The organism is Pseudomonas sp. MC6 (genome assembly GCF_054790575.1).
This window is the reverse complement of record NZ_CP186504.1, coordinates 6065001-6091493: the sequence shown is the minus strand read 5'-3', so window position 1 is coordinate 6091493 and position 26493 is coordinate 6065001. Positions and strand designations below refer to the sequence as shown.

The following is a 26493-nucleotide window of genomic DNA, read 5'->3' as shown; positions in this document are numbered from 1 at the left end:
CTCAACAGGCCATTGGACCTCTCAGCCCTGCGCAAGCCAGATACAAAACCCAGCGCTCTGGCCCGGCCATATCAGGTATTCTCAAGATAAATTGCAACAACATGTTGCAGCTATCCGCCCGATAAGGAGTTCCGTTTTGGATTTATCGACCGCTGCCTGGATGGTTCACGATACCCGCCTGATTCTCTGCTGCCTGCTGGCCATTGCGACGATCATCGTGTTGATCAGCGCCACCAGACTTCCGCCCTTTCTCTCGATCCTGATTGGCACTTTCATCGCGGGTGTCGGCGCCGGTTTACCGCCCGAAGACGTGGCCAAGGCGTTCAGCAAAGGCGCCGGGGCGATTCTCGGTGAAGCAGGGATCATCATTGCGCTGGGTTCGATGCTCGGAGCGCTGATGGCCGAATCCGGCGCCGCCGACCGCATTGCCTCGACCTTGCTCGGGCTGGGCAAAGGCAAGTCGCTGCCGTGGGTGATGGCGTTGGTGGCGATGGTGATTGGCCTGCCGCTGTTTTTTGAAGTGGGTCTGGTGATGATGGTGCCGATCATCTTCGTCATGGCTCGCCGTTCAGGTCAGCCGCTGCTGAAAATCGCCATTCCGGCTCTAGCCGGGATGACCACGCTACACGCTCTGATGCCGCCGCATCCGGGGCCGCTGATTGCGGTCAGTGCGTTGCATGCCGACCTCGGGCTGACCATGTTGCTCGGCTTCAGCATCGCCATCCCGGCGGTGATACTGGCCGGGCCGCTGTACGGCAATTGGCTGTCGAAACGCATGCACGTCGATGAGCCGGCAGAGCTTGGTGCTTTGTTCAGTGCGCCGCCGAAAGCGCCGCGCCAGCCGAGTTTCGGCATATCGCTGCTGATCATTTTGTTGCCGGTGCTGCTGATGCTCGGCAGCACCCTGGCGAAAGTCGCGATGAGCCCGGAAAGCAGCGTCGCCCTGAGCCTGAAGTTCCTCGGCGAACCGTTGGTGGCGTTGAGCATTGCAGTGATGGCGGCGGTGATCTGCCTCGGTTGGGCCAACGGCATGCCTCGTGAAGACGTCGGTGGCACCCTGCGCAAAAGCCTCGCGCCGATTGCCGTGCTGTTGCTGACCATCGGTGCCGGCGGCGGCTTGAAGCAGACCTTGCTGGACGCCGGCGTCAGTCAGACCATCAGCAAAGTCGCCGAGGGCGCGCACATGCCATACCTGTTGCTGGCCTGGCTGATCGCCGTGGCCTTGCGTCAGGCCACAGGCTCCGCGACGGTCGCGACCACGACGACGGCGGGAATTCTGGCGCCGATGATGGCGGGACTCGCCGCGACGCAAAGTTCATTGGTGGCGTTGGCGATTGGTGCCGGCTCGGTGTTCTTCTGCCACGTCAACGACGCCGGGTTCTGGATGGTTCGCGAGTACTTTGGCTTGCAGCTGAAACAGACCATCTGGGTCTGGTCGATCCTGCAAACCATCGTCTCGGTGGTGGGCCTGGTGGGAACGTTGCTGTGGTGGCACTGGTTGACGTGACGGCCTCGGCGGGTTTTCGCTGAGGCGGTTAACTTGCCTTCAGGAACAAGGCGCCACGGATTGGCTGCCGACTCGCGGCATACGCGCGCCGAAATACGCCGCACTGAGGATGCCGACCATGCCCATCACCGCGCAGAACATCACGCAGATCCATGGACTCCACGGCATCAGACCGATCAGCAGCAGCGGTGTGATGCTCGCCCACGCGGCGTAGGCAATGTTGTAGGTAAAGGAAATGCCTGACACGCGAATACGTGCCGGGAACAACCCGACCATCACCGACGGCACCGCGCCGACCACACCGCAAGCCAGACCGGCCACCGCGTAAGCCAGGCCTACCCAGTTACCGCCCATGATCAAACAGCCATACAGCACGCCGATGCCCAACGGCAGTAGAAGGCTATACAGCATGACCGTGCGCCACGCGCCAATTCGGTCGACCAGCAATCCGGCAATCACGCAGCCTATATTGAGAAACACGATGCCCAAGGCACTGAGGGCAAAGGTGTGGCTGGCGGTCATGCCGAAGGTTTTCTGCATCATGGTCGGGGTGATCACCACGAACACCACGACCGCCGAGGTCAGCACACAGGTCAGCAGCATCGCCGGCCACATGGCCAGTCGATGCTCACGCAGCACCGTGCGCAACGGCAGTTCAACCCGCGCTTCACGCTGCGCTTCCATGGCCATGAACACCGGGGTTTCGCTCAGCCAGCGGCGCAGGTAAACGCCAATCACGCCAAACACGCCACCGAGCAGGAACGGGTAGCGCCAGGCGTAATCGAGGATTTCCGCCGGGGTGAAGACTTGTGCGAGAAACGTCGCAGTCAACGCGCCGATCAGGTAACCGAAGGTCAGCCCGGCCTGCAAAAAGCCCAGGGCGTAACCACGATGGCCGGCCGGCGCGTGCTCGGCGACAAACACCCAGGCACTCGGCACCTCACCACCGACCGCCGCGCCCTGGAGGATGCGCAACGCCAGCAACAGCAGCGGCGCGAAGTAGCCAATCTGCGCATAGGTCGGCATGATCCCGATCAGCAGGCACGGCAGCGCCATCATCAGGATGCTCAGGCTGAAGACTTTTTTGCGTCCGAGTTTGTCAGCGAAATGCGCCATCAGGATCCCGCCCAGCGGCCGCGCCAGGTAACCGGTGACGAAAATCCCGAAGCTTTGCAGCAGACGCAGCCACTCGGGCATTTCCGGTGGAAAGAACAACTGGCTGAGGGTCAGGGCGAAGAAGACGAAGATGATGAAATCGTAGATTTCCAGCGCGCCGCCAAGGGCCGCAAGACCGAGGGTCTTGTAGTCGGAACGGCTGAACGGCGCAGGTTTGGCCGGGGATTGGGCTGTCATGGCAAAGAACTCGGAAACAGGCAAAAAACCAAGGCGCCCATGGTCTACGCAAATGGGCTGGTGGACAACCCGTTAGACCATAGTCCCGGTTTTGCAAAACCTGCTCACAAAGCATCGGCTGTTGAATTACTGTTAAAGCCTGTCCAGCGGGACCACGCCAACGCCGGCCAACCGCCGTGAACCCCATGTGGGAGCGAGCCTGCTCGCGAAAGCGCCAGCCCAGCCAACTTCAATGTTGAATGTGCCGACCTCTTCGCGAGCAGGCTCGCTCCCACAGGGATCTCTGTGTTGTCGAGATCGGCGAGCGTTCCCGCGGACCACAATAACCATAAAAAATCCGAGGTACTTCCTGTGGCCGTTGATATCGAAGATAGCCGCTCCGCACGCTTTGCCCTGCGCTGTTCAAGTTTCGCCGAACGCTGGTTCCCCGATTCCTGGGTGTTCGCCGCGCTGGCCGTGATCATCGTCGCCCTGGCCACACTGGCCATGGGCGCCAAACCCACCGCTGCGGCGATGGCGTTCGGAGACGGCTTCTGGAGCCTGATCCCGTTCACCATGCAGATGGCCTTCGTGGTGATTGGTGGCTACGTAGTCGCCAGCTCGCCACCCGCCGTGAAACTGATTGACCGGTTGGCACGCATCCCGAAAAACGGCCGCTCCGCTGTGGCGTGGGTCGCGCTGATTTCGATGGTCGCGTCCTTGCTCAACTGGGGCCTGTCGCTGGTGTTCGGCGGTTTGCTGGTGCGCGCCCTCGCCCGCCGCACTGATCTGAAAATGGATTACCGCGCCGCCGGCGCCGCGGCCTATCTGGGCCTTGGCGCGGTGTGGGCACTGGGTCTGTCGTCATCGGCTGCGCAGTTGCAAGCCAACCCCGCCAGCCTGCCGCCGTCGATCCTGTCGATCACCGGGGTGATTCCGTTCACCGAAACGATTTTCCTCTGGCAGTCCGGCGTCATGTTGCTGGCGCTGATCGTGATCTCGATCATCATCGCCTACGCCACCGCCCCCGGGCCGAATTCGGCGCGCGACGCCAAGGCCTGCGGCATCGACCCGGCCTTCAACCTGCCACCGCTGCAACCGCGGACGCGGCCGGGTGAATGGCTGGAACACAGTCCACTGCTGATCATCGTGCTGGTGCTGCTGGCGGCGGGATGGCTGTTCCACGAGTTTTCGACCAAACCGGCGATCACCGCGATTTCCGGGCTCAATACCTATAACTTCCTGTTCATCATGCTCGGCGCCTTACTGCACTGGCGCCCGCGCAGCTTCCTCGATGCCGTCGCGCGTGCGGTGCCGACCACCACTGGCGTGTTGATCCAGTTCCCGCTGTACGGCTCGATTGCCGCGCTGATGACCACGGTCAAAGGCACCGATGCGCAAACCCTGGCGCACCACATCTCGACGTTCTTCGTCAGCATCGCCTCCCACGACACTTATGCGCTGTTGATGGGCGTGTACTCGGCGGTTCTCGGTTTCTTCATTCCATCCGGTGGCGGCAAGTGGATCATCGAAGCGCCGTACGTGATGCAGGTCGCCAACGATCTGCAGTATCACCTCGGCTGGGCGGTGCAGATTTATAACGCTGCAGAAGCGCTGCCAAACCTGATCAACCCGTTCTACATGCTGCCGCTGCTGGGCGTGCTGGGGTTGAAGGCGCGGGATCTGATCGGGTTCTCGTTCGTGCAGTTGCTGGTGCACACGCCGCTGGTGCTGGTTTTGCTGTGGGCGCTGGGGACGACTTTGGCGTATACACCGCCCGTCATGCCGTGATCCCGAGCGGGGCGCAGTCATGCTGGCCGCGCTCCGCACTTTTCTTCTGAAACAGCCGCGTATCGGGCTGCCTGTCGCAAATAATGGCTCAGAGCCATCATCCTGCTTTACCGCATCGCACCCTCGGTAATATTCTGCGCACCGATAAATGTTTCCATTTTTTACCAAGCGCAAAGGGAGTTCGTTGCAATGATCGTAGGGATTGACCTGGGAACCACCAACAGCCTGGTCGCCGTCTGGCGGGGCGATGCCACCGAGTTGGTGCCCAATGCCCTGGGCCAGTTCCTGACACCGAGCGTTGTCGGCCTGGATGATCAAGGCCGGATTCTGGTCGGTCAGGCGGCGCGTGAGCGTCTGCACACGCATCCGCGCCTGACCGCATCGCTGTTCAAGCGCCACATGGGCAGCGCCACGCAAACGTACCTGGCCGACAAGGCGTTTCGCCCGGAAGAGTTGTCCGCGCTGGTGCTCAAGAGTCTGAAAGAAGACGTCGAGCGTGCGTTTGGCGAAACCGTCACCGAAGCCGTGATCAGCGTCCCGGCCTACTTCAGTGATGCCCAGCGCAAGGCTACGCGGATCGCCGGCGAACTGGCCGGGCTGAAGGTCGAGAAGTTGATCAACGAACCGACCGCTGCCGCCCTCGCCTATGGACTGTACCAACGGGACAAGGAAACTTCGTTCCTGGTTTTCGACCTCGGTGGCGGCACGTTCGACGTGTCGATTCTGGAGTTGTTCGAAGGCGTGATGGAGGTACGCGCCAGCGCCGGTGACAACTTCCTCGGCGGCGAAGACTTCGATACCGTGCTGCTTGAGCACTTCATCAGCCAGCACCGTTCGGCCGCCGACTTCCCGGAGCGCAGCAGCGTCATCCAGCCGCTACGTCGCGAGGCCGAGCGCGTGCGCAAGGCGCTGGGGCAGGACGACAGCGCCGAATTCCGCTTGCAGCTCGGTGAGCGGCAGTGGACGCAAACCATCACCCAGCAACAGTTGGCGACGCTTTACATGCCGCTGCTTGAACGCCTGCGCGCGCCGATTGAACGGGCGCTGCGCGATGCACGCATCCGCGTCAGCGACCTCGACGAAATTCTGCTGGTCGGCGGCACCACGCGCATGCCGCTGGTACGCAAACTCGCTGCCGGGCTGTTCGGCCGGTTCCCGTCGATCACCCTCGATCCGGATCAGGTCGTGGCACAGGGCGCGGCGATTCAAGCGGCACTCAAGGCCCGCGCCGCCGCGCTGGAAGAAGTGGTATTGACCGATGTCTGCTCCTATACGCTGGGCATCGAGACCTCCACGCAGGTCGGCCGCAACTATGAGAGCGGCCACTACCTGCCGATCATCGAACGCAACAGCATCGTGCCGGTCAGTCGAGTGAAAACCGTGTACACGCTGCACGACGATCAGGAACAGGTGGTCGTGCGGATCTTCCAGGGCGAAAGCCGCCTGGTCAAAGACAACGTGGCGCTCGGCGAACTGGACATCAAGGTGCCCAAACGCAAGGCCGGCGAAGTTGCCCTCGACGTGCGCTTCACCTACGACAACAACGGTCTGCTCGAAGCCCAGGTAAAAATCCCCCTGACCGGACAACAGCATTCGCTGGTCATCGAGAACAACCCGGGCGTGCTGTCCCCCGAGGAGATCCAGCAACGCCTGGCGAACCTCGCACAGCTGAAGATTCATCCGCGCGAGCAGCAGGTCAACACGCTGCTGACTGCACGTCTGGAGCGCCTCTATCAGGAAAGCCTGGGCGATCTGCGTGATCTCATGGGCGATTGGGCCAAGCAATTCCAGATCGCGCTCGACTCTCAGGACGAGCGCCAGATCCGTGAAGTGCGCACCGACTTGAGCCGCCGCCTGAGCGAACTTGATCGCACCCCGTGGCAATAAGGAGCCTGGCCATGGATTGCTGGTCGGTGCTGCACCTGCACGATGACGCTGAAACCCGCGACATCAAGCGCGCCTATGCGCGCCTGCTGAAAACCTTCCGCCCCGATGAGGATGCCGAAGGTTTCCAGCGCCTGCGTGAAGCCTACGAACAAGCGCTGGCGATTGCCCGGTGGCGCCTTGAAAACGCTGAGCCTGCGGACGAAGACGACGTCGCCGTGGCCACGGCTTCCAGCGCCTTTGCCGCGCTGGCGGTCGATGCTGCACTGGCAAACAAACACAGCCACCGGCAAAACCCGTCGTGGGATTTTGCCGATCTCGACGTTCCGCCCGTCAACCCGGCAGCCCCCGAGCCTTTTGCGCCGCCGGCGAAGGATGATGTTTTGCCTGTCGAGCCACTGCCGGCGGCCCCGGACACAGAGGCGTATGCGCTTGAAGCGCAGGCCGCACGGCAACTGCTTGAGGGGCTATCGCCCGAAAACCTCGGCGAGCGTTGGGATCAGGCGCAACAGCAAGGCTGCGCCAAGGCCTTCGAAAGGTTGTTGCTGCAATTGTGTTTTGAACAGCCGCAACTGCGCAGCCCGGTGCTGCACTGGGCCGTCGAGCAACTTGGATGGTTGGGGCCGTGGCAGGACGTTCTGATGAATGATCATCAGCGCGACCAGCTCGCCGAAAGCCTGCTGGCCGATTACCGAAACGCCTTGCAGGCGCTGCTCGAAAGCCAGAGCGAACGCGAATTTCTCAACGTGCTCAAACGCTACAGCGCTCAACCGTGGCTGCAGGTATTCGATCGCCGCGAACAATGGCAGCAAACCCTGCTGCACTTGCTCAATGACACCGAGTGGAGCGTGCCGCTGTTCGACCGCATCGGCCAACTGTTCGGCTGGGATCACAACAAAGGCCTGCACCCGCAACCGGACTGGCTCTGGGACGCCTTGATCGAACGCTGCGATCAGGAAAGCTTCTACGACAATCTGCGCGCCAAGGCTGAAAGCGACCGGATGTGGGCGGCCGACGTGCAAGCGGCGCATCTATTGATCAATCCGCTCAAGCCCCTGCAGCAGAAGAAGATCATCGACGGCTTTGGCCAGAATGAATGGCAGGCCTGCCACGATCTGTCGGAAAACCTCAAATGGCGCTTCCCGGAACTGCTGGCGCGCTTGCCCTACGCCGACGTTTTTTACTGGCGGCGGTTTTTTCCACGGCCCATCGCTGCCGAAACCTGGGTACGCGTGTGGGCGGCCATTGCCTTGGCTCTTTGCCTGTTTTATCTGGGCCTTGAGAAAAGAGATACCGCCAATCTGATCTTCATTCCGATGATCTTTGCCTGCGTACCGGTCTGGTTTTTCCGCTTTGCACTGAGTTGGTGGGTGGTGCTCACGGCCCATGTGATAGTCCCCGACCTGTGGCTCACCGAAGGACTGATTCCACGCAAATGGAACCCTGACACGCACTGGCTGGTGATACGTCACGGGATCCCGCAGGTGGTCATGCTGTTGCTGTTTTCGCTGATGCTCGGGCCGCTGGGCGCGCTCACTTATGTCGGCACGCTGCTGATAGGACTGGTGCACAAACGCCGTATCGGTTCGCTCGATCCGGAGCTGAGCCACAGCCGTCCTTGGCTGACCGCACTGCACTGGGCGCACTTCAGTCCGCTGCAATTGCTGTTTCTGGTGGTCATGACCGCGATCACGGCGGCCAGCAGACTCGGCTTTTCGCTCAGTCAACTCATGCCCGGCTAGGCAAACAGCGCCAGTGCCGCTTGTCATCCATCCGTCACATTCACTTGCTAGCGTCCGCCCGAAACATACTGAAACAATTAAGCAAGAACGGGCTGACAGATGAAAGACGACACAGACGGCACTGACGCACCTGAATCCAATCACCCCACCGACACCAGTCGCCGCCGCTTTCTCGGCGGCGTCGCGGTGCTGGGTGTCGGTGCCACGCTGGCGGGGTGTGGCAGCGCCAGCGATCAACCGGGCAAACCGACCGAACGCCCGCTGACGCCCGCCGAACTGGACAAGGCCCTGCGCGATCAGGTGAAAACCGTGGTGGTCATCTATGCCGAAAACCGCAGTTTCAACAACCTGTTCGGTGATTTCCCCGGTGTCGAAAAACCGCTGGCAGCGCTCAAGCCCGGCGACTATCAACAACGTGACCGCGACGGCTCGCTGCTGCAAACCCTGCCTCCGGTCTGGGGCGGTGTGCTGCAGATCGGCCCGCAAACCCTCGATGGCGTGACTTATCCCAACGCCACGCAGTTTCAGCAAAACCTGGCCAATGCACCGTTCGCCCTCAAAGGCCCGAATGCTGAAGATTTGCCATTCGGTCTGGTGACCCGCGATTTGTGGCACGTGTTCTATCAGAACCAGATGCAGATCAACGGCGGCAAGAATGACGGCTTCGTCGCCTGGGCCGACTCCGGTGGCTTGACCATGGGCCACTACGCCCAAAGCCGTTATTCCCTGCGCCTGTGGGACGTCGCGCAGGAGTTTGTGCTGTGTGACAACTTCTTCCAGGGCGCCTTCGGTGGCTCGTTCCTCAACCATCAGTACCTGATCAGCGCCACCGCGCCGTTCTATCCGGACGCGGCCAACTCCGTCGCCAAATCACAGATCGCCGCGTTGCAAAGTGATGATCCGGCCGATCCGCGCCTCAAGCCGCTGGACGCATCGCCGGCCAGCGCCATGACCGGCCCGCCGCAGTTCGGCCCGAGTGCGCTGACTCCGGACGGCTTCGGCGTCAACACCCTCGCCCCGCCCTACTGGCCCACCTGGATTCGCGACCCGGAGCGCCCGGCGTATTCCAAAGCGGATCTGCCCAACGTCATGGTGCCGCAAACCCACGAACACATTGGCGACAAGCTGTCGAAAAACAACATCGATTGGGCGTGGTATGCCGGTGCGTGGCAGGCGACGCTGGATCAGTACAAGGACTCCGGCGGCATCCCGAAGATTCCGAATTTTCAGTATCACCATCAGCCGTTCAACTACTTCAAGCAGCAAGGTCCGGAGAACCCCGACGAGCGCAACAAGCGTCTGCGTGATGCTGGCTTGGGTGATGAATCGAGCAGCAACAAATTCTTCGCCGATGCCGAAGCGGGCAAGTTGCCGGCGGTGAGTTTCTACAAACCCCAAGGCAACCTGAACATGCACGCCGGTTATGCCGACGTGGCTTCCGGGGATCGGCACATCGTGCGCGCGCTGAAAGTGCTGCGCGAAAGTCCGCAGTGGAAAAACATGGTGGTGATCGTCACGGTCGATGAAAACGGCGGCTGGTGGGATCACGTCGCACCGCCCAAGGGCGACCGTTGGGGGCCAGGCTCACGAGTACCGGCGCTGGTGGTGTCGCCGTTTGCACGCAAGAGCACGGTGGATCACACGGTCTACGACACGGCATCGATCCTGCGGTTGATCACTCGTGTCTTCCAGTTGGAGACCCTCGACGGCCTCAAACAACGGGACGAGTCGATGATTGCCCGGGGCCAGAAACCCATGGGCGATCTGACCAACGCTCTGCATTTTCAGGCCTGAAAACCAGCCCTGCGAGTTTGCGCAAAATTCTGCCGATGACGGCTTCTCTGTCAAACGCGGCTGATCCACTATGAGCCGCCCCCGAAACGCGGGGAACCGACGCTGAAAAGGATCTGAGCATGTTCAAACTCGCAGGACTTACCCCCGTTGCACTGGCTCTCACCGCACTCACGCTGAGCGCGGCCGCCCACGCCGATGTCGACTTGAAACTGGGCAGCACCGAACGCGTCACCCGTCTCTTTGCTTATCCCAACAACTGCAGCGTGATCTGTTTCCGCAACTGGACGCTGGAACAGACCGTCGCCCATTACCTGAGCCAGAGCGTACAACGCGATGGTTATACCGATGCCAAGGTGTTGGTAAAAACCGACAACGGCCAGCTCTATGCCGAAATCACCGGCGTGCCGAAGGATTACGACAAACCGCTGTCGGCGCTGCTGGATGCGGGGGATCTGGCCTACACCGGCGCCAGCAAACTCAACGCCGACGGCAAATGGGCCTACAGCTGGTATCTGTTCCTGCCGCTGGGCATGGCTCTGGAAAACCGTAAAAGTGTCGAGTTGCTGCACTTTCCGCCAGATTACTCGCTGACCCAGGCACAGGATTATCTGCGGTCGAACACCACCGACCGCTGGGCGACGCTGCTGACTGACAATGGCATTCCTGCCGGGCAGACGCCGGCCTATCAAACCATCATCGACATCGCCCCGATTGCCGCGCCGTCCAATGCCGGCAGCGATCTGGAAGGCGTGTATGACTACTTCAAGGACTACCAGACCACGCTGGTCAAACAGTTCAGCCAGACCGCCAGCGGCACGACGCTGCCGATGGTCGCGTTCGGTGCGCCGGTGCGTAACTGGATCAAGCAGCAATACGGGCCGACTGTGAATGTCTTGGGGCTGGCGACCATCAGCCCGAGCGAAGGCGTGAAAGTGCCGGTGCTGGGTTCCAACCACCCGAGTTACATCTGGTACGCCGCTGACCCGAAGAGCTACACCGGCGACGATGCACAGGCCAAGGCTGATGCAGCAGGCCTGAAAGTCATGGGTCAGGATTTGAGTGCCGCCTGCTGGCAGGCCGGGATGGGCAGCAAACCTGGCAGCGATGCCCAGACTACCCTCAGCAGTTGCACACAGACATGGCAGGTCACGCAGAAAGTCAAAACCTGCGAGCTGTTCTACACCTCGATCCGTAATCTGACCCCGGAACAAGCCACCGCCAAGTGCGCTACCACCCCGATCAAGGCCCAACTGAAGCAATTGCAAGCACCGTTGCCAACCACCGCCGTCCCTGCCCCGCACCTATAGCCGCTTGAAGCGTTCCCGTGTCAGCCAATGCTGACGCGGGAAAGCGTCTAAATCGCCTGTCAGATCTGACAGTAGACCCGCTATACCTAATAGGACACGATTGGATCCAACCAGTGGCGTTGCAGTACTGACAGGACGTCAACCCAAGGAAGTCGCAAAAGCTTTGCGACAAGGACTGATATGAATATCCACGCCATGGCGCAATCGGCGTCACGCGATACTGAAGGCATCTATCCTTTCGCCGGTCTGCCCGTACGGCTGGGGTTTCCATCGAGCGTCGATTTCGAAATCATCAAGGATGAGCACGGCACCCCAACGGCGGTCGCGGCGCGGCGCGAGTTTCTGCACACCCACCGGATGTGCCGGGTGTCCGGGCAATTACTGCCGTATCGCTGCCGCCAGACCCGGCAACTGCTGACGGGGATCCACATTTACGACCCGCGCTTCTGCGGATTGATCGAACACGCCTGCGACCCCAACGTATTTCTCGACATGAGCGAGTTATGGCTGTGGGCGCTGAAAGATATCCACAGGGGGGAACGGTTGACCATGGACTACGCCGCCACCGAAGACAAACTCTTGCACCAGTTCGCCTGCGGTTGCGGTTCCTCACGTTGCCGCGGGTGGATCACCGGTTTCGACGAACCACCCAGCCTCGAAGGCCACCACTTTCTACAGCGCTGGCGGCATTCCGGTTTGCGCTGAAAGGTGCGCTGAAAAGCGGCTTACAACGCGCCGACCGGCCGCAAACGATACTGCGGCGGCAATTGCTCGAAACCACTGATGGTGGTGTTGAGACTTTTCCAGCGGCCATCCTTGATGCCGTAGATGCAACCGTGGATCGACAGGCTCTGCCCGCGATGCCAGGCGTTCTGGATAATGCTGGTGTGGGCGACGTTAGCCACTTGCTGGACCACGTTGAGTTCGCACATGCGATCAACCTGCTCTTCTTCCGTCGGCAACTTGGCCAGTTCTTCACGTTTTTCGTAATACAGATCACGGATCGAACGCAGCCAGCCGTCGATCAGACCGAACTGCCGATCCTGCATCGATGCGCGCACACCGCCGCAGCCGTAGTGGTCCGTGACAAGAATGTGCTTAACCTTGAGCACATCGACCGCGTACTGAATCACCGACAGGCAGTTGAGATCGGTGTGCAGCACCACGTTGGCGACGTTACGGTGAACGAACAGATCGCCTGGCAACATGCCGACGATTTCGTTGGCCGGCACGCGTGCGTCGGAACAACCGATCCACAGATATTCCGGCGTTTGCTGGCGCGCCAGTTTGGCGAAGAAATCCGGGTCTTCCTTGGTGATCGCGTCAGCCCAACGCTCGTTGTTATCAATCAGGTCTTGTAAGTCATGCATGCTGTAAGGCCTCAAGAAAGATGCGCTGGTATGACAGACGACCACCCGTCGGGGTCACGCCGCCAGCGCAAGTGATTTCATTGGAATTCTCGTGTGCCCGGTGAGTCCACCTAAGTAAGGCCCACAGTATGAGGAATTGCCATGACTGATTCACGACGCCCTTACGATGCGGAGCAACCAGAGCCCATCGATGATAACGAAGACCGCATGGGTTCGGTGCATGAGCTGGATTTCGATGAAGACCAACCGAGCGCGAAAATCGGTGATGAGATTCCTGAACGTGAACGCGAGCAGTTGATGCCGCGTGAGCGGGTGCGCGAGGCCGGGATGACCGGGGCTTCAGTCGCCGATCATGAGCCGACTGACGATGACCTGAGCCCGGAAACGCTGATTCATGAAGACGGTGCGCGTGATGCCGAAGAGGCAGGTGAAGGCAATCAGGCGGATTGGGATTTGAGCATTGTCGATGAGGATGACATTGGCGGTGGCAATGGGCTGGATGAGGCGGAGCTGGCGCGGCGCGATCCGATGGATGGCAACCGCTAATAGACGCGCCGCCCTGTAGGAGCTGCCGAATGCTGCGATCTTTTGATCTTGGTCGCAACATCAAAAGATCGCAGCCTTCGGCAGCTCCTACAGGTCATTAGTCAACCAAGGTGCAGGCCATGACCACGGCATCTTCACGCCCACCCACCGCCGGATAATAATCCCGGCGCCGGCCAATCTCGTTGAAGCCATAACGCTCGTACAACTTGAACGCGCCCGTATTGCTGTCACGCACTTCCAGAAAACATTCCCGCGCCGAAGCCGCATACGCCCGCGACATCAGATGCTCAAGCAACGTCAGCCCCAGCCCGCGCCCCTGATTCTCAGGTTTGACAGTGATATTGAGCAGATGCGCCTCATCCAGAATGATCTGCACCACGCCGTGGCCAACCTGCTGCTCACCTTCGAACATCAGCCAGATCTGGTACTTGCCCAGCCCGTCGAGAAAAATCCCGCGAGTCCACGGATGGCTGTAAGCGGCGTACTCGATTTTCAGCACGGTTTCCAGATCCGCCTCGGTCATCGGGCGGAACGATACAGCGTCACTCATTCGATTCTTTCCAGCGCGCCATCAGCCGACGCATGGCTTGCCACACAGCGGCCTTGCGCTGTGGCTCTTCCATTAACAATTCCAGACCGGGAATGGCCCAGGCCGAGCCCAGGCCTTCGATCTGCAATTCACGATTGAACGCTTCGGCATCCGCCTCACCGGCAAAACGCACCGCCGGCAGGCCGATCAGCCACAGGCAGGCACACGGAGCGGCTTCCATTTGCACGGAAAGGAAACCCTGTACAAAGTCACGCGCCGCTTCCGGGCCCTGATCCATGGTGCCGCGATTGAGCCACGGCCAACGTACCGGCTCGCCGACAATTTGCGGTGCATCCGGCAGACCGGCAGCGCGCAGCATGTCTTTGAGCAGCAAATACGCGGGATCACGGCTCTGGAACGGTTCGCCTGTGGGTAACTCGACCAGCAGCAGGCAACGCCCGGCGCGCAGCAGTTGCAGGGCGAAACGCGGTGGCGGCTCCGGTGCCGGTTTGGCGACCACTGGCGTGTCGTCGGCCTCTTCCACCGGTTTGGCGTTGGTCCGGGTGCTGGCCAACGACGGACGCGGCACTTCGATCTTCGGCCGTTCGACCGGACGAGCGGCAGCCGTTTGCACCGGGGCTTCGGCCTGCGGTGCAAGCACGACCGGCGCCTCTACCTCGGGCTCGGGCATGTCCAGCAGCTCGGGCCGCGAGGGTGCGGCGAAGGGCAATTCGGTGCGCGGCAGCCAGTTGACCACCTGCATGGCGTTCAAATAGGCGCGGCGGCGGGACTCGATTAGCAAGGGTCGGCCACTTGTGGATAACTGAAGTGCGCTGATTCTACCGCCCTTCGTTCAAGATCGCTTGCTGTTGATCGATAGCCTTTACCTAAGCTCTGTCCCTTAGAAAATTCGACAGCCCGTCCCGAGAGTGAATCGCATCCTTCGTGATGCAGTACAATCGCCGCTTTTCATTGCCAACCAGCCGGGCATTCCGATGATCGAACCCAAGCGCGTCTTGCGCGCCCTCGCTGAACACTGGGCACTGCTTGAGCCACTGTGTGAGCACTTCGACCAAGGCACATTGAGCCTCAACGAACTGCGCACGCAACTCGCCGCCCAACAACTGGACAGCACGCCACAGGACATTACCAGCCTGCTCGACGTGTGGATTCGCCTCGATATTCTGATTCCGGTGGCAAAAAGCCCGAACCGTTTCGAGCTGAACGCGCAGATTCACGACTTCCTCGCCTACTTGCGGCGTGAACACCGCTTGGGCCTGTGCCTGGAAATCGAAGCCTATCTGCGCCACCTCGAGCGTCTGGCCGGTTACATCCAGGACGCGTTCGACATCCGCGACGGCCACGACCTCGCGCGCCAGTTGCGCTTGCTCGACATGCGTGTACGCGACGTACTGAAGAAGCTCGACAACGACGAACAGGCCCTGGTCGCCGTCGCCGAGCGCGCGAAGACCAGCGACCGGCAGATTCCGCTGCGTCAGCGTTACGCTGAAGTACTGGCGACGTGGGACGAATACGTCGAACCGATGATCGATCTGGTGAACGCCGACGGCGCCTTCGAACAAGGCGTGCGCAAGGTCGAAACCGTGTTGCTGAAGATGCTCAGCGAACAGCAGCGCCTCGGTCATCTGGTCGACGACGACATGCTGCTGCGCACCCACGCGCGCATCCTCGAAATGCAGACCAGTGCCCAGCTGACTTTGCGTCATGCCCGCGAACTGCTGCTGCCGCTGCGTGAAGAAGCGCGTCGGCACAACGCCGTGACCCGTGGTGCCGCACTCGCATTGGCCGCGATTCGTCGTAAAGGCATCGACGCCGTTCCGCAAGCGGCGATGCCGCTGTTCACCCGCCCGCAAAGTACTTTCCTTGGCAGTGCGAGTCAGGTCGAAGCCTACGTGTACGCCTTGGCGCGGTTCGAGCCGAAACCGGCGCGCTTCCCGAAAGCGCACAAGACCCAGAAAGGCGAAGCCCCACGCGCCCCCCGCACCGTGCGCGAGATGGTCGACCGCTGCGAAGAAGCCCTGCCGATGCCGGATCTGATGACCTGGCTGCTGGAGCAGGAACCGGACGGCGCCACTGACGAATTGCTCTACTGGTTCTCGCGCCTGTCGCGGGAAAAACGCTTCAAGCGCGAGCGTCTGGAACGCCGCGAATACCACACTCACGAGCACCAGGTCAGCCTGCGCTCCTTCGCCCTGCTCCCGGCCAGCGACAGCGCCGCCGAGAATTCTGCGAGCATCCCCAATGCATCTTGATCTTTCCGAACTGTCGCAACTCGCACCGATCTTCCGCGAGCTGTTCAAGGGTTACCACGTCAGCCGCCGCGACCCGGAGCTGTACACACAACTGTCGAACTTCCAGGATCAATACCGCACGCTGTTCAAGGCACTGGGCTTTGAACTGGTCTGCGATACCCGTGGTTTCTACTACTTTGTGCCGGACATGGCCGCTGCGGCGGTGAACAAGACCGCCCAGCGTCTGGCGCTGTTCACCTTCATCCTCGTCGAGCACCTCGCCGATCAGGGCCGCGATCCGATCGCCGTGCTCGATGGCGGCAGCCTCGGCCGCGAAGAGTTGCCGTCGCTGCTGGAGAAATACCGCGACCTGTTTATTCAGGCCGAAGTGCAGACCGTCGAAGAACTCGAAGAAAAGATCATGCGCCGCATGACTCAACTCGGTTTCGCCAGCGAAGAAAACGGCGTGTACCGCTTCCTGCCGCCGATGCACCGCTTCCTCGATGTGTGCCTGTCGGTGCAGCAGGATCGCGATCTGGCGGCCAGCGTGCACAGCGTATTGCCGCTGCCAGCCCCGGTGCTGATCGACGAAGCCGCCGAAGCCAAATTCCTCGAAACCGACGACCCGCTCGATCTTTCAGAGTTTGAAGAAGAGAGCGAAGAAGACGCACTGGCCCGCGCCATTGCCGAAGAACAGGAGTCCGACGCATGAGCCAGGAACGCTACGGCATCCGCCGCTTTGCCCTTTTGAACACCGCCGGTTACAGCCTCGGCCTGTTCCCGCTGGAAGAACCGTTGTCGGTTTACGGTGCGAACAACCTCGGTAAATCGGCGTCGATCAACGCCTTGCAGTTCCCGATTCTGGCGCGCATGTCGGACATGAGTTTCGGCAAGTACAGCCTCGAACAATCGCGGCGTTTTTACTTCGCTTCCGACACCAGTTACATCCTTGTCGAAGTGAGCCTGCCCCACGGCCCACACGTGATCGGGGTGGTCGGGCGCGGCCCGGGCGGTGGTTTCGGTCACCAGTTCTTTGCCTATGCCGGCAAGCTCGATCTGGCGCATTACCAGAAGAACGACACCTGCCTGCGCCAGAAAGAGCTGTTCAGCAACCTTGAGAAAGAAGGCCTGAAAGCCTACGAACTCAAGCCGGACGAACTGCGTCGTTTGCTGGTAGGCGGTCACACCTCGATTCCTTTGGATCTGACGTTGATTCCGCTGCGCTCCACCAGCGAGCAGAGCCTGAAGACCTTCCGCGCGCTGTTCATCAACCTGCTGCACATGCGCGAAATCACCGCGGCCAAGTTGAAGCAGTTGTTCCTCGACGCCTTCGAGCACAGCCTGCGTTCCGGCAGCGTCGATTACATCGCCGCGTGCGAAGAAGCTTTCCGCGATGTGCGCCGGATGGAACAGGACTACAACTCGCTGGTCGCTGCCGGCCCATTGGTTGAAGCCTTGGCCAACGGTGTAAAACAGCGCGACGTGCTGCGCGGCAAACTGCATCGCCTGTCGCCGCTGCTCGACTCGTTGCTCGGCACCTGGTCGGACTACGCCAGTGCGCGCAAAGAAGAACTGACCATCCAGGCCGACCATTACCGTGGTGAGCAGGACAGCCTGCAAAACGATCAACGCGGCGGCACCCAGGAACTGATGCGTCTGGAGCGGGAAATTTCCGGCATTCAGCGCTGGCTCGGCGAGCTGTCGGTGTTGAAGAATCGCTTCGCACTGGTCGATGACGTCAAAGTGCTCGAGCAACAATTGCTCGCGGCCAAAGACGCCCACGACGAACTGGCCGGTGCCTTGGCGCAATCGCGTCAGTTCAGTGCAGAAGATCTCGAAGAGCGTCTGCGCGATCTGGAAAAACGCCTGAAGTCGGTGAAACTGCAACTCGATCACGCCGACAACAACAGCTACGCCCGCCTGCGTGAAGAATTCTCGCAACAGGACGTCGAGCGTCTGATGCGCCTGTTCAACAGCGCGCTGTTCAGCCTGCCGCTGGGCGAACACGGCATCACCCTCGACGACGATGGCGAGTGGGTCAAATCGGTTGAGCTGATTCTCGACGGTTTCAAGGGCGAGCGCTTCGAAGTGCCGGGCCTGTCCATCGACATCTCGCACATTGAGCCGCCGGCGCTGCAGGCCTTGGCTGACCGCGCTGCGCTGCGCGATCAGAAAGAGCGCCTGGAAAAAGAACTCAAGCAACTGAAAACCCAGCAAGCCGTGGCCGCCGACCGCGCCGCGAGCAAGACCCAGACCGAAGCGCTGTACCAGCAAGTGCTGGACGCGCAGAAAGCCTTGGAAGATTTCCGCCGCACCCAGACCCTGAGCGCAGAAGAAGGCGACAAGCTCGAACAACTGGCGCAGATGGAAGGTGCACAGGACGAACTCAAGCGTTCCAGCGATGCCTTCACCGAGCGCGTCCAGCAACTGTCGGCCAAGCTGCAACTGGTCGGCCGCCAGATCGCCGACATGGAAGCCAAGCAACGCACCCTTGACGATGCGCTGCGTCGTCGTCAGTTGCTGCCGGCGGATCTGCCGTTCGGTACGCCGTTCATGGATCCGGTCGACGATTCGATGGACAACCTGCTGCCGCTGCTCAACGACTATCAGGACAGCTGGCAAGGCTTGCTGCGCGCTGACGGCCAGATCGAAGCGCTGTATGCGCAAGTGCGCCTCAAAGGCGTGGCCAAGTTCGACAGCGAAGACGACATGGAGCGCCGCCTGTCGTTGCTGATCAACGCGTACGCGCACCGTACCGATGAAGCGCTGACGCTGGGCAAGGCCCGTCGTGCGGCAGTCACCGACATCGCCCGGACCCTGCGCAATATCCGTAGCGACTACGACAGCCTCGAGCATCAACTGGCGCTGTTCAACCGCGAGATCAACAAGCGTCAGGTCTCCAACCTGCAGAGCTTCCGCATCGTCCTCGCGCCGAACAAGGAAGCCCTCAAGCACATCGACCAGATCATCCACAGCGCCGGTCAGTACGAAGAAGGCGAAACCCTGTCGGTGTTCGATCTGAGCCAGAGCGCGGAGCAGGACAACAAGAACGAAGAGGCCAAGGAATACCTGGCGCGGCTGGTGGCGGCCAACCACAACCAGCTCGGCCTCAAGGACTTGTTCGAACTGGCGTTCGAGATCACCAAGGTCAATGGCCAGCCGGTGATTCACACCGACATCGATGGTGCGGCGTCCAACGGTACGACCATGACCATCAAGGCGCTGACCAACATGTACTTGTTGCTGCACTTGATGGATCGCGATCAGGCCGGTCGCGTGCGTCTGCCGTACTACCTCGATGAAGCAGCAGACATCGACGAGAAGAACCAGGCCGCGTTGCTGGAAACCAGTCTGCAACTGGGCTTCGTGCCGATTCTGGCGAGTGTGAAGCCGCAGGTTTGCGCGAGTGTCGCGATCGACCTGGAAGGCGGCAGCGGCCCGGCCGGTATCTATATTGATGAGGCGGACTGGAAGTACATTCGTCGCCATGATGTGGTGAAGGCTACGGTCAATGTTGAAGCGGATGAGCCGGAGCTGGATGCGGTTTGATCGGCTTTAGCTGAAGGCAAAAAAAAGGGCCGCGATCAGTTTGGATCGCGGCCCTTTTTTATGGCTTGGGGTTTGTGCTGGGCTTTGAGGCCTCTTCGCGAGCAAGCTCGCTCCCACATTGAAACGCATTCCAAATGTGGAAGCGAGCTTGCTCGCGAAGGCGTCTTTGTAGACGCCACATCAACTTCAGGTTATTTACCGAGCGAAATCTTCGGCGCCCACGTCAGCCACTCATCCTCAAACTTGTCGAACAACGGGAACGTCTGCTCCGCACGCGCCGGGTTGCCCATGCGCTCGCCATCCGGCGTGGCGAAGGCGATGCCACCCTGAATCGCCGTCTCCAACGACTCGGTGCGTACCGTCAGCCCGTTGAACAGACCGATATCAAAACCAACACCGCTGGTGTTCCAGAACCGGCTACCGCTGCGCACCAACGGCGCATACTTCGGCTCGATCAAAATGTGCACCAACACGCGATCAGCGGTCTGCCCCAGTTCATAACCGGTGACCTTACCCACAGTAATTTCGCGGTAGGTGACTGGCACACCCGGTTTCAGCGATCCACGACGGGCAGCGCTCAGTACCAGGCTCAGACCCGCCTCTTGCTTGGTCACTTCCGGCGCATTGGCCAGGGCAACGAAGTTCTTCTGCGGGCCGAGGTTCTTAACCGCCGGTTGTACTTCGATGTACTGACCGGTCACCAGGGTTTCCAGATTCGCTGTCTTGATCAGGCCGAGCTCCGGTTTGACCACCCAGAACTGACTGCCGACCCGGGCGATCTTCTCTGGCACTTCGGTGATGCGCGCCGTGAGGATGACCGATTGCAGATCGTCAGTCAGATCGACACTTTCGATCTTGCCGACATCCAGTCCCTTGAAGCGCACCGGGGTGCCACTGCGCAGACCATCAGCGCGATCGACTTTGATTGTCACCACCGCGCCTTTCTGATTCGCCTCATCATGGTTGGCGAACAGGCGGAAACGCGGAATACGTTTCTGCAGCGGCGCCTTGGCTTGCGGTGTCTCAAAGGCGATACCACCGGCCATCAGGGTCTGCAGCGACTCACTCTTGACCTGAATGCCACCGGTCAGTCCGCCGGTCAACGTGATGCCACTGACATTCCAGAAACGCGTCGAGGCGTTGACCAGGTTTTCGTATTCCTTATCGATGTGCACGCCAATGACCAATTGCTTCTTGGTCTTGGAGAACTGGTAGCTCTGCACCGAACCGACCTTGACCTGTTTGTACAGAATTGGACTGCCGACATCGATCGAGCCGAGGACATCGGTGAACAGCACCAGGTGCAAGCCCGGTGAGCGCAGATCCAGCGGCGGCGCTTTCGGCCGCGCCTCGAACTCGCGCTTCGGCGCAGCGCCCTTGTCGCCCGGGCGCACGGCGATGTAGTTACCTTTCACCAGCGCCTCCAGCCCGGTGATACCGGCCAGAGAAATCGACGGTTTGACCACCCAGAACTGCGTGCCGTCGACCAGATAATCTTCAGCGAGCGGATCAAGGGTCAACTCGGCAGTGGCACTGTTCAGATCTGGATCGACCTTCAGCGCTTTCAGGTTGCCGACTTGGATGCCTTTGTACATCACCGGCGTACGGCCAGCCTGCAGGCCTTCGAAGTCGCTGAGTTTGACCTTTACGCGAATCCCGGCAGCAGCAGCATCGAAGTCTTCATAGAGTCGGAACGGCAGGCTTGGATCGGTCGGTGGGCTGTCCTTGCGGTTTTCTGGTGTGGCGAAAGCGATGCCGCCGGCGACGATACTGGCCAGCGATTCGCTGCGTACTTTCACCCCGGACAGGTTGGCGTCGATGCTGATGCCGCTAGCGTTCCAGAAACGCGTGTGTTTGCGCACCAGTTTGGCGTAGGTCGGTTCGATGAAGACTTTGAGCTCAACGGTACTTTGGTCTTCCGACAGCACGTAGCTTTTGATCTGGCCAACCTTGATCTGCTTGTAGAACACCGGGCTGCCTCGGCTCAGTGAACCGAGACGATCAGCCTTGATGGTCAGGTGCAGACCGGGCTTGGCGTCGGACAACGGCGGCTCCTCGGAGAGCGCCTTGAACTTGCGCACCGGTTCACCTTCGCCGGGACTGATGGCGACGTAATTACCCGAAACCAGGGTTTCCAGACCGGTGATACCGGCCAGGGTCACGCTTGGCTTGACCAGCCAGAAACGCGTGCTGGTCTTGAGGTATTGCTCAACGTCTTTATTCATCTCGACGGTGGCAATCACGCCTTTGGAATTGCCCTCATCGTCGAGCTTGAGCGCCTTGACCTTACCGACCGACATGCCTTTGTACATGACCTCGGTCTTGTTGGCCTGGATGCCTTCACCACTCTCGAAGCGGATCTGAATTTCGATACCGGTTTCGGAATAGGCGCGCCAGCCGAGCCAGCCACCGATGATCAGCGCGATCAGAGGCAGTACCCAAATGGCAGACCAGTTCGAAGCCGGTCGGGTTTTCGCTACGGGCAAATCAGTCATGGTCGTCGTCCGACTCCGTGTTATCCCAAATCAGTCGGGGATCGAAAGTTACTGCGGCGAGCATCGTCAGAATCACCACACTGGCGAAGGCGATGGCGCCAAGATTGGCTTCGACACTGGCAAGCCGGCCGAAGTTGACGACCGCCACCAGAATGGCGATCACAAATATATCGAGCATCGACCAGCGGCCAATGAACTCAATGAAGCGGTACATCCAGATGCGTTGACGAGCGGACAGCGGCTGGCGTCTTTGCACAGAGAAAAGCAACAGCGCGATGCCGACCAGTTTGAAGGTCGGTACCAGAATACTGGCGATGAACACTACGGCTGCAATCGGGATCATGCCGTGCTGCACTAACTGAATCACGCCGGACATGATAGTGCTCGGATCACCCTGGCCCAAAGAACTGACAGTCATGATCGGCAAGACATTGGCCGGGATATAGATAATCGCGGCGGTGATCAGCAGTGCCCAGGTGCGTACGAGGCTGTTCGGACGGCGAGCGTGAACCAGCGCACCGCAGCGGGTGCAGGTTTGCTCGTCGGCGTCCGCTTCCTGTTTGTTCAACTCATGACATTCGGTACACACCAGAATGCCCGCATCAATCGCCCGCATGAGCGTCCTCTCCTGATAACGCCTGCCATATCTGGTGCGGTGACATCACCACTTCCAGCCAGACCTGCACCAACAACAAACCGATGAAACACGCCAGGCCCAGACCTACGGTAATGGCGGCCATGTCCGCCAGTTTGACGATCGCCACCAGTACGCCCATGAGGTAAACCTCGAGCATTCCCCAGTCTTTGAGGTGGTGGTAAATGCGATAAAGCAGCAAGCCGTAGCCGCGACCGATATCGAAACGAATAGTCAGTAGAACGAATAACTGGCATAGCAACTTCAGCAACGGTATGGCCATGCTGCACAGAAACACCACGATCGACACACCCTGCATGTCCGTGTTGAACAGGCCGAGTACGCCGCTCCAGACCGTGTCCTGCGAAGATTGTCCGAGGATATTGAGTTGCATGATGGGTAAAAAGTTTGCCGGGATATACAGCAATAATGCCGCGATCACCAAGGCAAGGCTGCGCTGCACCACGTTATGGCGGTGGGCATATAACTCGTAACCGCAACGAGGACAGAGCGCTTTCTCGCCGTGAGCAAGCGTTGGCTTGCGCATCAGCAGATCGCACTCGTGACAGGCCACCAAGTCTTCCAGCGGTAAATCTGACAGCCCGGGGGCGTCAACCGACTCTGGCATAAAGGCTCTGGCTCCGAATAAGGTGGGGCTATTCTAGTGTTCTGATTCGAAAATAACTGTGCAAATTTGTTCGCTGTCACGAGTAAAAAACTTTTCTGCGGGCAAAACAAAACCCCAACTGCTTTCGCAATTGGGGTTTCGGAATTTAATCTTGACGATGACCTACTCTCACATGGGGAAACCCCACACTACCATCGGCGATGCATCGTTTCACTGCTGAGTTCGGGATGGGATCAGGTGGTTCCAACGCTCTATGGTCGTCAAGAAATTCGGGTACTGAGTCGTGACCAGAGGGCCTCGCTTCAGCAAATTGGGTATGTGACAGCTTTCGGTGTTTTGTGAACATCGAACTTTCGGTTCGTTTCGTCTTCACACACCGCAATCTGGTCTCTCTCGAGTTCGCAAATTGCTTGGGTGTTATATGGTCAAGCCTCACGGGCAATTAGTATTGGTTAGCTCAACGCCTCACAGCGCTTACACACCCAACCTATCAACGTCGTAGTCTTCGACGGCCCTTCAGGGAACTCAAGGTTCCAGTGAGATCTCATCTTGAGGCAAGTTTCCCGCTTAGATGCTTTCAGCGGTTATCTTTCCCGAACATAGCTACCCGGCAATGCCACTGGCGTGACAACCGGAACACCAGAGGTTCGTCCACTCCGGTCCTCTCGTACTAGGAGCAGCCCCTCTCAAATCTCAAACGTCCACGGCAGATAGGGACCGAACTGTCTCACGACGTTCTAAACCCAGCTCGCGTACCACTTTAAATGGCGAACAGCCATACCCTTGGGACCGGCTTCAGCCCCAGGATGTGATGAGCCGACATCGAGGTGCCAAACACCGCCGTCGATATGAACTCTTGGGCGGTATCAGCCTGTTATCCCCGGAGTACCTTTTATCCGTTGAGCGATGGCCCTTCCATACAGAACCACCGGATCACTAAGACCTACTTTCGTACCTGCTCGACGTGTCTGTCTCGCAGTCAAGCGCGCTTTTGCCTTTATACTCTACGACCGATTTCCGACCGGTCTGAGCGCACCTTCGTACTCCTCCGTTACTCTTTAGGAGGAGACCGCCCCAGTCAAACTACCCACCATACACTGTCCTCGATCCGGATAACGGACCTGAGTTAGAACCTCAAAGTTGCCAGGGTGGTATTTCAAGGATGGCTCCACGCGAACTGGCGTCCACGCTTCAAAGCCTCCCACCTATCCTACACAAGCAAATTCAAAGTCCAGTGCAAAGCTATAGTAAAGGTTCACGGGGTCTTTCCGTCTAGCCGCGGATACACTGCATCTTCACAGCGATTTCAATTTCACTGAGTCTCGGGTGGAGACAGCGCCGCCATCGTTACGCCATTCGTGCAGGTCGGAACTTACCCGACAAGGAATTTCGCTACCTTAGGACCGTTATAGTTACGGCCGCCGTTTACCGGGGCTTCGATCAAGAGCTTCGCGTTAGCTAACCCCATCAATTAACCTTCCGGCACCGGGCAGGCGTCACACCCTATACGTCCACTTTCGTGTTTGCAGAGTGCTGTGTTTTTAATAAACAGTCGCAGCGGCCTGGTATCTTCGACCGGCATGAGCTTACGGAGCAAGTCCTTCACCCTCACCGGCGCACCTTCTCCCGAAGTTACGGTGCCATTTTGCCTAGTTCCTTCACCCGAGTTCTCTCAAGCGCCTTGGTATTCTCTACCCAACCACCTGTGTCGGTTTGGGGTACGGTTCCTGGTTACCTGAAGCTTAGAAGCTTTTCTTGGAAGCATGGCATCAACCACTTCGTGTTCTAAAAGAACACTCGTCATCAGCTCTCGGCCTTAAGATCCCGGATTTACCTAAGATCTCAGCCTACCACCTTAAACTTGGACAACCAACGCCAAGCTGGCCTAGCCTTCTCCGTCCCTCCATCGCAATAACCAGAAGTACAGGAATATTAACCTGTTTTCCATCGACTACGCTTTTCAGCCTCGCCTTAGGGACCGACTAACCCTGCGTCGATTAACGTTGCGCAGGAAACCTTGGTCTTTCGGCGTGGGTGTTTTTCACACCCATTGTCGTTACTCATGTCAGCATTCGCACTTCTGATACCTCCAGCAAGCTTCTCAACTCACCTTCACAGGCTTACAGAACGCTCCTCTACCGCATCATCCGAAGATGATACCCGTAGCTTCGGTGTATGGTTTGAGCCCCGTTACATCTTCCGCGCAGGCCGACTCGACTAGTGAGCTATTACGCTTTCTTTAAAGGGTGGCTGCTTCTAAGCCAACCTCCTAGCTGTCTAAGCCTTCCCACATCGTTTCCCACTTAACCATAACTTTGGGACCTTAGCTGACGGTCTGGGTTGTTTCCCTTTTCACGACGGACGTTAGCACCCGCCGTGTGTCTCCCATGCTCGGCACTTGTAGGTATTCGGAGTTTGCATCGGTTTGGTAAGTCGGGATGACCCCCTAGCCGAAACAGTGCTCTACCCCCTACAGTGATACATGAGGCGCTACCTAAATAGCTTTCGAGGAGAACCAGCTATCTCCGAGCTTGATTAGCCTTTCACTCCGATCCACAGGTCATCCGCTAACTTTTCAACGGTAGTCGGTTCGGTCCTCCAGTTAGTGTTACCCAACCTTCAACCTGCCCATGGATAGATCGCCCGGTTTCGGGTCTATTCCCAGCGACTAGACGCCCTATTAAGACTCGCTTTCGCTACGCCTCCCCTATTCGGTTAAGCTCGCCACTGAAAATAAGTCGCTGACCCATTATACAAAAGGTACGCAGTCACCCAACAAAGTGGGCTCCCACTGCTTGTACGCATACGGTTTCAGGATCTATTTCACTCCCCTCTCCGGGGTTCTTTTCGCCTTTCCCTCACGGTACTAGTTCACTATCGGTCAGTCAGTAGTATTTAGCCTTGGAGGATGGTCCCCCCATATTCAGACAAAGTTTCTCGTGCTCCGTCCTACTCGATTTCATGACTAAGAGATTTTCGCGTACAGGGCTATCACCCACTATGGCCGCACTTTCCAGAGCGTTCCGCTAATCTCAAAGCCACTTAAGGGCTAGTCCCCGTTCGCTCGCCACTACTAAGGGAATCTCGGTTGATTTCTTTTCCTCAGGGTACTTAGATGTTTCAGTTCCCCTGG

Annotated in this window: 18 protein-coding genes and 2 rRNA genes (1 of these 20 cut by a window edge); 11 read left to right on the top strand and 9 right to left on the bottom strand. The window is 59.3% G+C overall.

Annotated features, from left to right (window positions below; translation table 11 throughout):
* The first annotated feature begins 136 nt into the window (after nt 1-136).
* Entirely contained in the window at nt 137-1507 is a 1371-nt protein-coding gene (locus tag ACOYXE_RS27400; RefSeq protein ID WP_160059419.1) for a GntT/GntP/DsdX family permease, read from the top strand.
* 39 nt (nt 1508-1546) lie between these two features.
* Here the strand turns inward: ACOYXE_RS27400 and ACOYXE_RS27395 are convergent, their stop codons facing one another.
* Entirely contained in the window at nt 1547-2860 is a 1314-nt protein-coding gene (locus tag ACOYXE_RS27395) for an MFS transporter (protein WP_160059420.1), read from the bottom strand.
* A 351-nt stretch (nt 2861-3211) separates the two neighbouring features.
* Between ACOYXE_RS27395 and ACOYXE_RS27390 the strand changes: the two genes are divergently transcribed.
* The 6 genes from ACOYXE_RS27390 (at nt 3212) to ACOYXE_RS27365 (ending at nt 12062) form a co-directional block, all read left to right on the top strand.
* Nucleotides 3212-4630, top strand: coding sequence for a short-chain fatty acid transporter (locus ACOYXE_RS27390; RefSeq protein ID WP_160059421.1), 1419 nt, complete (start codon nt 3212-3214; stop codon nt 4628-4630).
* A gap of 189 nt (nt 4631-4819) precedes the next feature.
* The gene (locus ACOYXE_RS27385) at nt 4820-6517 is read left to right on the top strand and encodes a molecular chaperone HscC (RefSeq protein ID WP_460926975.1); all 1698 of its coding nucleotides are present in this window, start codon (nt 4820-4822) and stop codon (nt 6515-6517) included.
* A gap of 11 nt (nt 6518-6528) precedes the next feature.
* Complete coding sequence (locus ACOYXE_RS27380) at nt 6529-8256, top strand: J domain-containing protein (RefSeq protein ID WP_160059423.1); 1728 nt, start codon at nt 6529-6531, stop codon at nt 8254-8256.
* A gap of 99 nt (nt 8257-8355) precedes the next feature.
* Nucleotides 8356-10050, top strand: coding sequence for an acid phosphatase (gene acpA, locus ACOYXE_RS27375; protein ID WP_160059424.1), 1695 nt, complete (start codon nt 8356-8358; stop codon nt 10048-10050).
* 119 nt (nt 10051-10169) lie between these two features.
* Complete coding sequence (locus ACOYXE_RS27370; protein WP_160059425.1) at nt 10170-11357, top strand: hypothetical protein; 1188 nt, start codon at nt 10170-10172, stop codon at nt 11355-11357.
* A 180-nt stretch (nt 11358-11537) separates the two neighbouring features.
* The gene (locus tag ACOYXE_RS27365; RefSeq protein WP_160059426.1) at nt 11538-12062 is read left to right on the top strand and encodes an SET domain-containing protein-lysine N-methyltransferase; all 525 of its coding nucleotides are present in this window, start codon (nt 11538-11540) and stop codon (nt 12060-12062) included.
* Between the two features lie 20 nt (nt 12063-12082).
* Here the strand turns inward: ACOYXE_RS27365 and can are convergent, their stop codons facing one another.
* Complete coding sequence (gene can, locus ACOYXE_RS27360) at nt 12083-12727, bottom strand: carbonate dehydratase (RefSeq protein ID WP_460926971.1); 645 nt, start codon at nt 12725-12727, stop codon at nt 12083-12085.
* Nucleotides 12728-12868: 141 nt separating this feature from the next.
* Here can and ACOYXE_RS27355 point away from each other — a divergent pair, with 141 nt between their 5' ends.
* Nucleotides 12869-13273 (top strand): serine kinase/phosphatase, encoded by a 405-nt coding sequence (locus tag ACOYXE_RS27355; RefSeq protein ID WP_160059428.1) that lies wholly within the window; start codon nt 12869-12871, stop codon nt 13271-13273.
* A 97-nt stretch (nt 13274-13370) separates the two neighbouring features.
* On the opposite strand, the gene rimI is transcribed toward ACOYXE_RS27355, so the two are convergent.
* A complete protein-coding gene (gene rimI, locus ACOYXE_RS27350) occupies nt 13371-13823 on the bottom strand; it encodes a ribosomal protein S18-alanine N-acetyltransferase (RefSeq protein ID WP_007912963.1) in 453 nt (150 codons plus the stop codon).
* On the bottom strand, nt 13816-14565 hold the full coding sequence (locus ACOYXE_RS27345; RefSeq protein WP_160060138.1) for an energy transducer TonB: 750 nt from the start codon (nt 14563-14565) through the stop codon (nt 13816-13818). The genes rimI and ACOYXE_RS27345 overlap by 8 nt, the downstream gene beginning before the upstream one ends.
* Before the next feature lie 232 nt (nt 14566-14797).
* On the opposite strand from ACOYXE_RS27345, the gene mksB reads away from it, so the two are divergent.
* Genes mksB through mksF form a run of 3 tightly spaced genes read left to right on the top strand, consistent with a single transcriptional unit; the run spans nt 14798 to nt 19603 of the window.
* Entirely contained in the window at nt 14798-16075 is a 1278-nt protein-coding gene (mksB, locus tag ACOYXE_RS27340; protein ID WP_460926968.1) for an Mks condensin complex protein MksB, read from the top strand.
* A complete protein-coding gene (gene mksE / locus ACOYXE_RS27335; RefSeq protein WP_095114361.1) occupies nt 16065-16766 on the top strand; it encodes an Mks condensin complex protein MksE in 702 nt (233 codons plus the stop codon). The genes mksB and mksE overlap by 11 nt, the downstream gene beginning before the upstream one ends.
* Complete coding sequence (gene mksF, locus ACOYXE_RS27330) at nt 16763-19603, top strand: Mks condensin complex protein MksF (protein WP_460926966.1); 2841 nt, start codon at nt 16763-16765, stop codon at nt 19601-19603. The genes mksE and mksF overlap by 4 nt, the downstream gene beginning before the upstream one ends.
* A gap of 191 nt (nt 19604-19794) precedes the next feature.
* Here the strand turns inward: mksF and ACOYXE_RS27325 are convergent, their stop codons facing one another.
* The 5 genes from ACOYXE_RS27325 to ACOYXE_RS27305 form a co-directional block, all read right to left on the bottom strand.
* Nucleotides 19795-22098, bottom strand: a complete 2304-nt coding sequence (locus tag ACOYXE_RS27325; RefSeq protein ID WP_405122868.1) for a PqiB family protein — start codon at nt 22096-22098, stop codon at nt 19795-19797.
* Nucleotides 22091-22714 (bottom strand): paraquat-inducible protein A, encoded by a 624-nt coding sequence (locus tag ACOYXE_RS27320; RefSeq protein ID WP_160059432.1) that lies wholly within the window; start codon nt 22712-22714, stop codon nt 22091-22093. The genes ACOYXE_RS27325 and ACOYXE_RS27320 overlap by 8 nt, the downstream gene beginning before the upstream one ends.
* The gene (locus ACOYXE_RS27315; RefSeq protein ID WP_160059433.1) at nt 22701-23360 is read right to left on the bottom strand and encodes a paraquat-inducible protein A; all 660 of its coding nucleotides are present in this window, start codon (nt 23358-23360) and stop codon (nt 22701-22703) included. Before ACOYXE_RS27315 ends, ACOYXE_RS27320 begins: the two co-directional genes overlap by 14 nt.
* Nucleotides 23361-23509: 149 nt before the next feature.
* A 5S ribosomal RNA gene (gene rrf, locus ACOYXE_RS27310) occupies nt 23510-23625 on the bottom strand.
* A gap of 156 nt (nt 23626-23781) precedes the next feature.
* Nucleotides 23782-26493: ribosomal RNA gene (locus tag ACOYXE_RS27305) — 23S ribosomal RNA — on the bottom strand; it runs 182 nt beyond the window's last position.

Excerpts from the sequence above, each read along its gene's own strand:
- ACOYXE_RS27395 (WP_160059420.1), bottom strand. The coding sequence starts at position 2,860 with ATGACAGCCCAATCCCCGGCCAAACCTGCGCCGTTCAGCCGTTCCGAC.
- ACOYXE_RS27385 (WP_460926975.1), top strand. The coding sequence starts at position 4,820 with ATGATCGTAGGGATTGACCTGGGAACCACCAACAGCCTGGTCGCCGTC.
- ACOYXE_RS27380 (WP_160059423.1), top strand. The coding sequence starts at position 6,529 with ATGGATTGCTGGTCGGTGCTGCACCTGCACGATGACGCTGAAACCCGC.
- acpA (WP_160059424.1), top strand. The coding sequence starts at position 8,356 with ATGAAAGACGACACAGACGGCACTGACGCACCTGAATCCAATCACCCC.
- ACOYXE_RS27370 (WP_160059425.1), top strand. The coding sequence starts at position 10,170 with ATGTTCAAACTCGCAGGACTTACCCCCGTTGCACTGGCTCTCACCGCA.
- ACOYXE_RS27365 (WP_160059426.1), top strand. The coding sequence starts at position 11,538 with ATGAATATCCACGCCATGGCGCAATCGGCGTCACGCGATACTGAAGGC.
- can (WP_460926971.1), bottom strand. The coding sequence starts at position 12,727 with ATGCATGACTTACAAGACCTGATTGATAACAACGAGCGTTGGGCTGAC.
- ACOYXE_RS27355 (WP_160059428.1), top strand. The coding sequence starts at position 12,869 with ATGACTGATTCACGACGCCCTTACGATGCGGAGCAACCAGAGCCCATC.
- rimI (WP_007912963.1), bottom strand. The coding sequence starts at position 13,823 with ATGAGTGACGCTGTATCGTTCCGCCCGATGACCGAGGCGGATCTGGAA.
- ACOYXE_RS27345 (WP_160060138.1), bottom strand. The coding sequence starts at position 14,565 with ATGCAGGTGGTCAACTGGCTGCCGCGCACCGAATTGCCCTTCGCCGCA.
- mksB (WP_460926968.1), top strand. The coding sequence starts at position 14,798 with ATGATCGAACCCAAGCGCGTCTTGCGCGCCCTCGCTGAACACTGGGCA.
- mksE (WP_095114361.1), top strand. The coding sequence starts at position 16,065 with ATGCATCTTGATCTTTCCGAACTGTCGCAACTCGCACCGATCTTCCGC.
- mksF (WP_460926966.1), top strand. The coding sequence starts at position 16,763 with ATGAGCCAGGAACGCTACGGCATCCGCCGCTTTGCCCTTTTGAACACC.
- ACOYXE_RS27325 (WP_405122868.1), bottom strand. The coding sequence starts at position 22,098 with ATGACTGATTTGCCCGTAGCGAAAACCCGACCGGCTTCGAACTGGTCT.
- ACOYXE_RS27320 (WP_160059432.1), bottom strand. The coding sequence starts at position 22,714 with ATGCGGGCGATTGATGCGGGCATTCTGGTGTGTACCGAATGTCATGAG.
- ACOYXE_RS27315 (WP_160059433.1), bottom strand. The coding sequence starts at position 23,360 with ATGCCAGAGTCGGTTGACGCCCCCGGGCTGTCAGATTTACCGCTGGAA.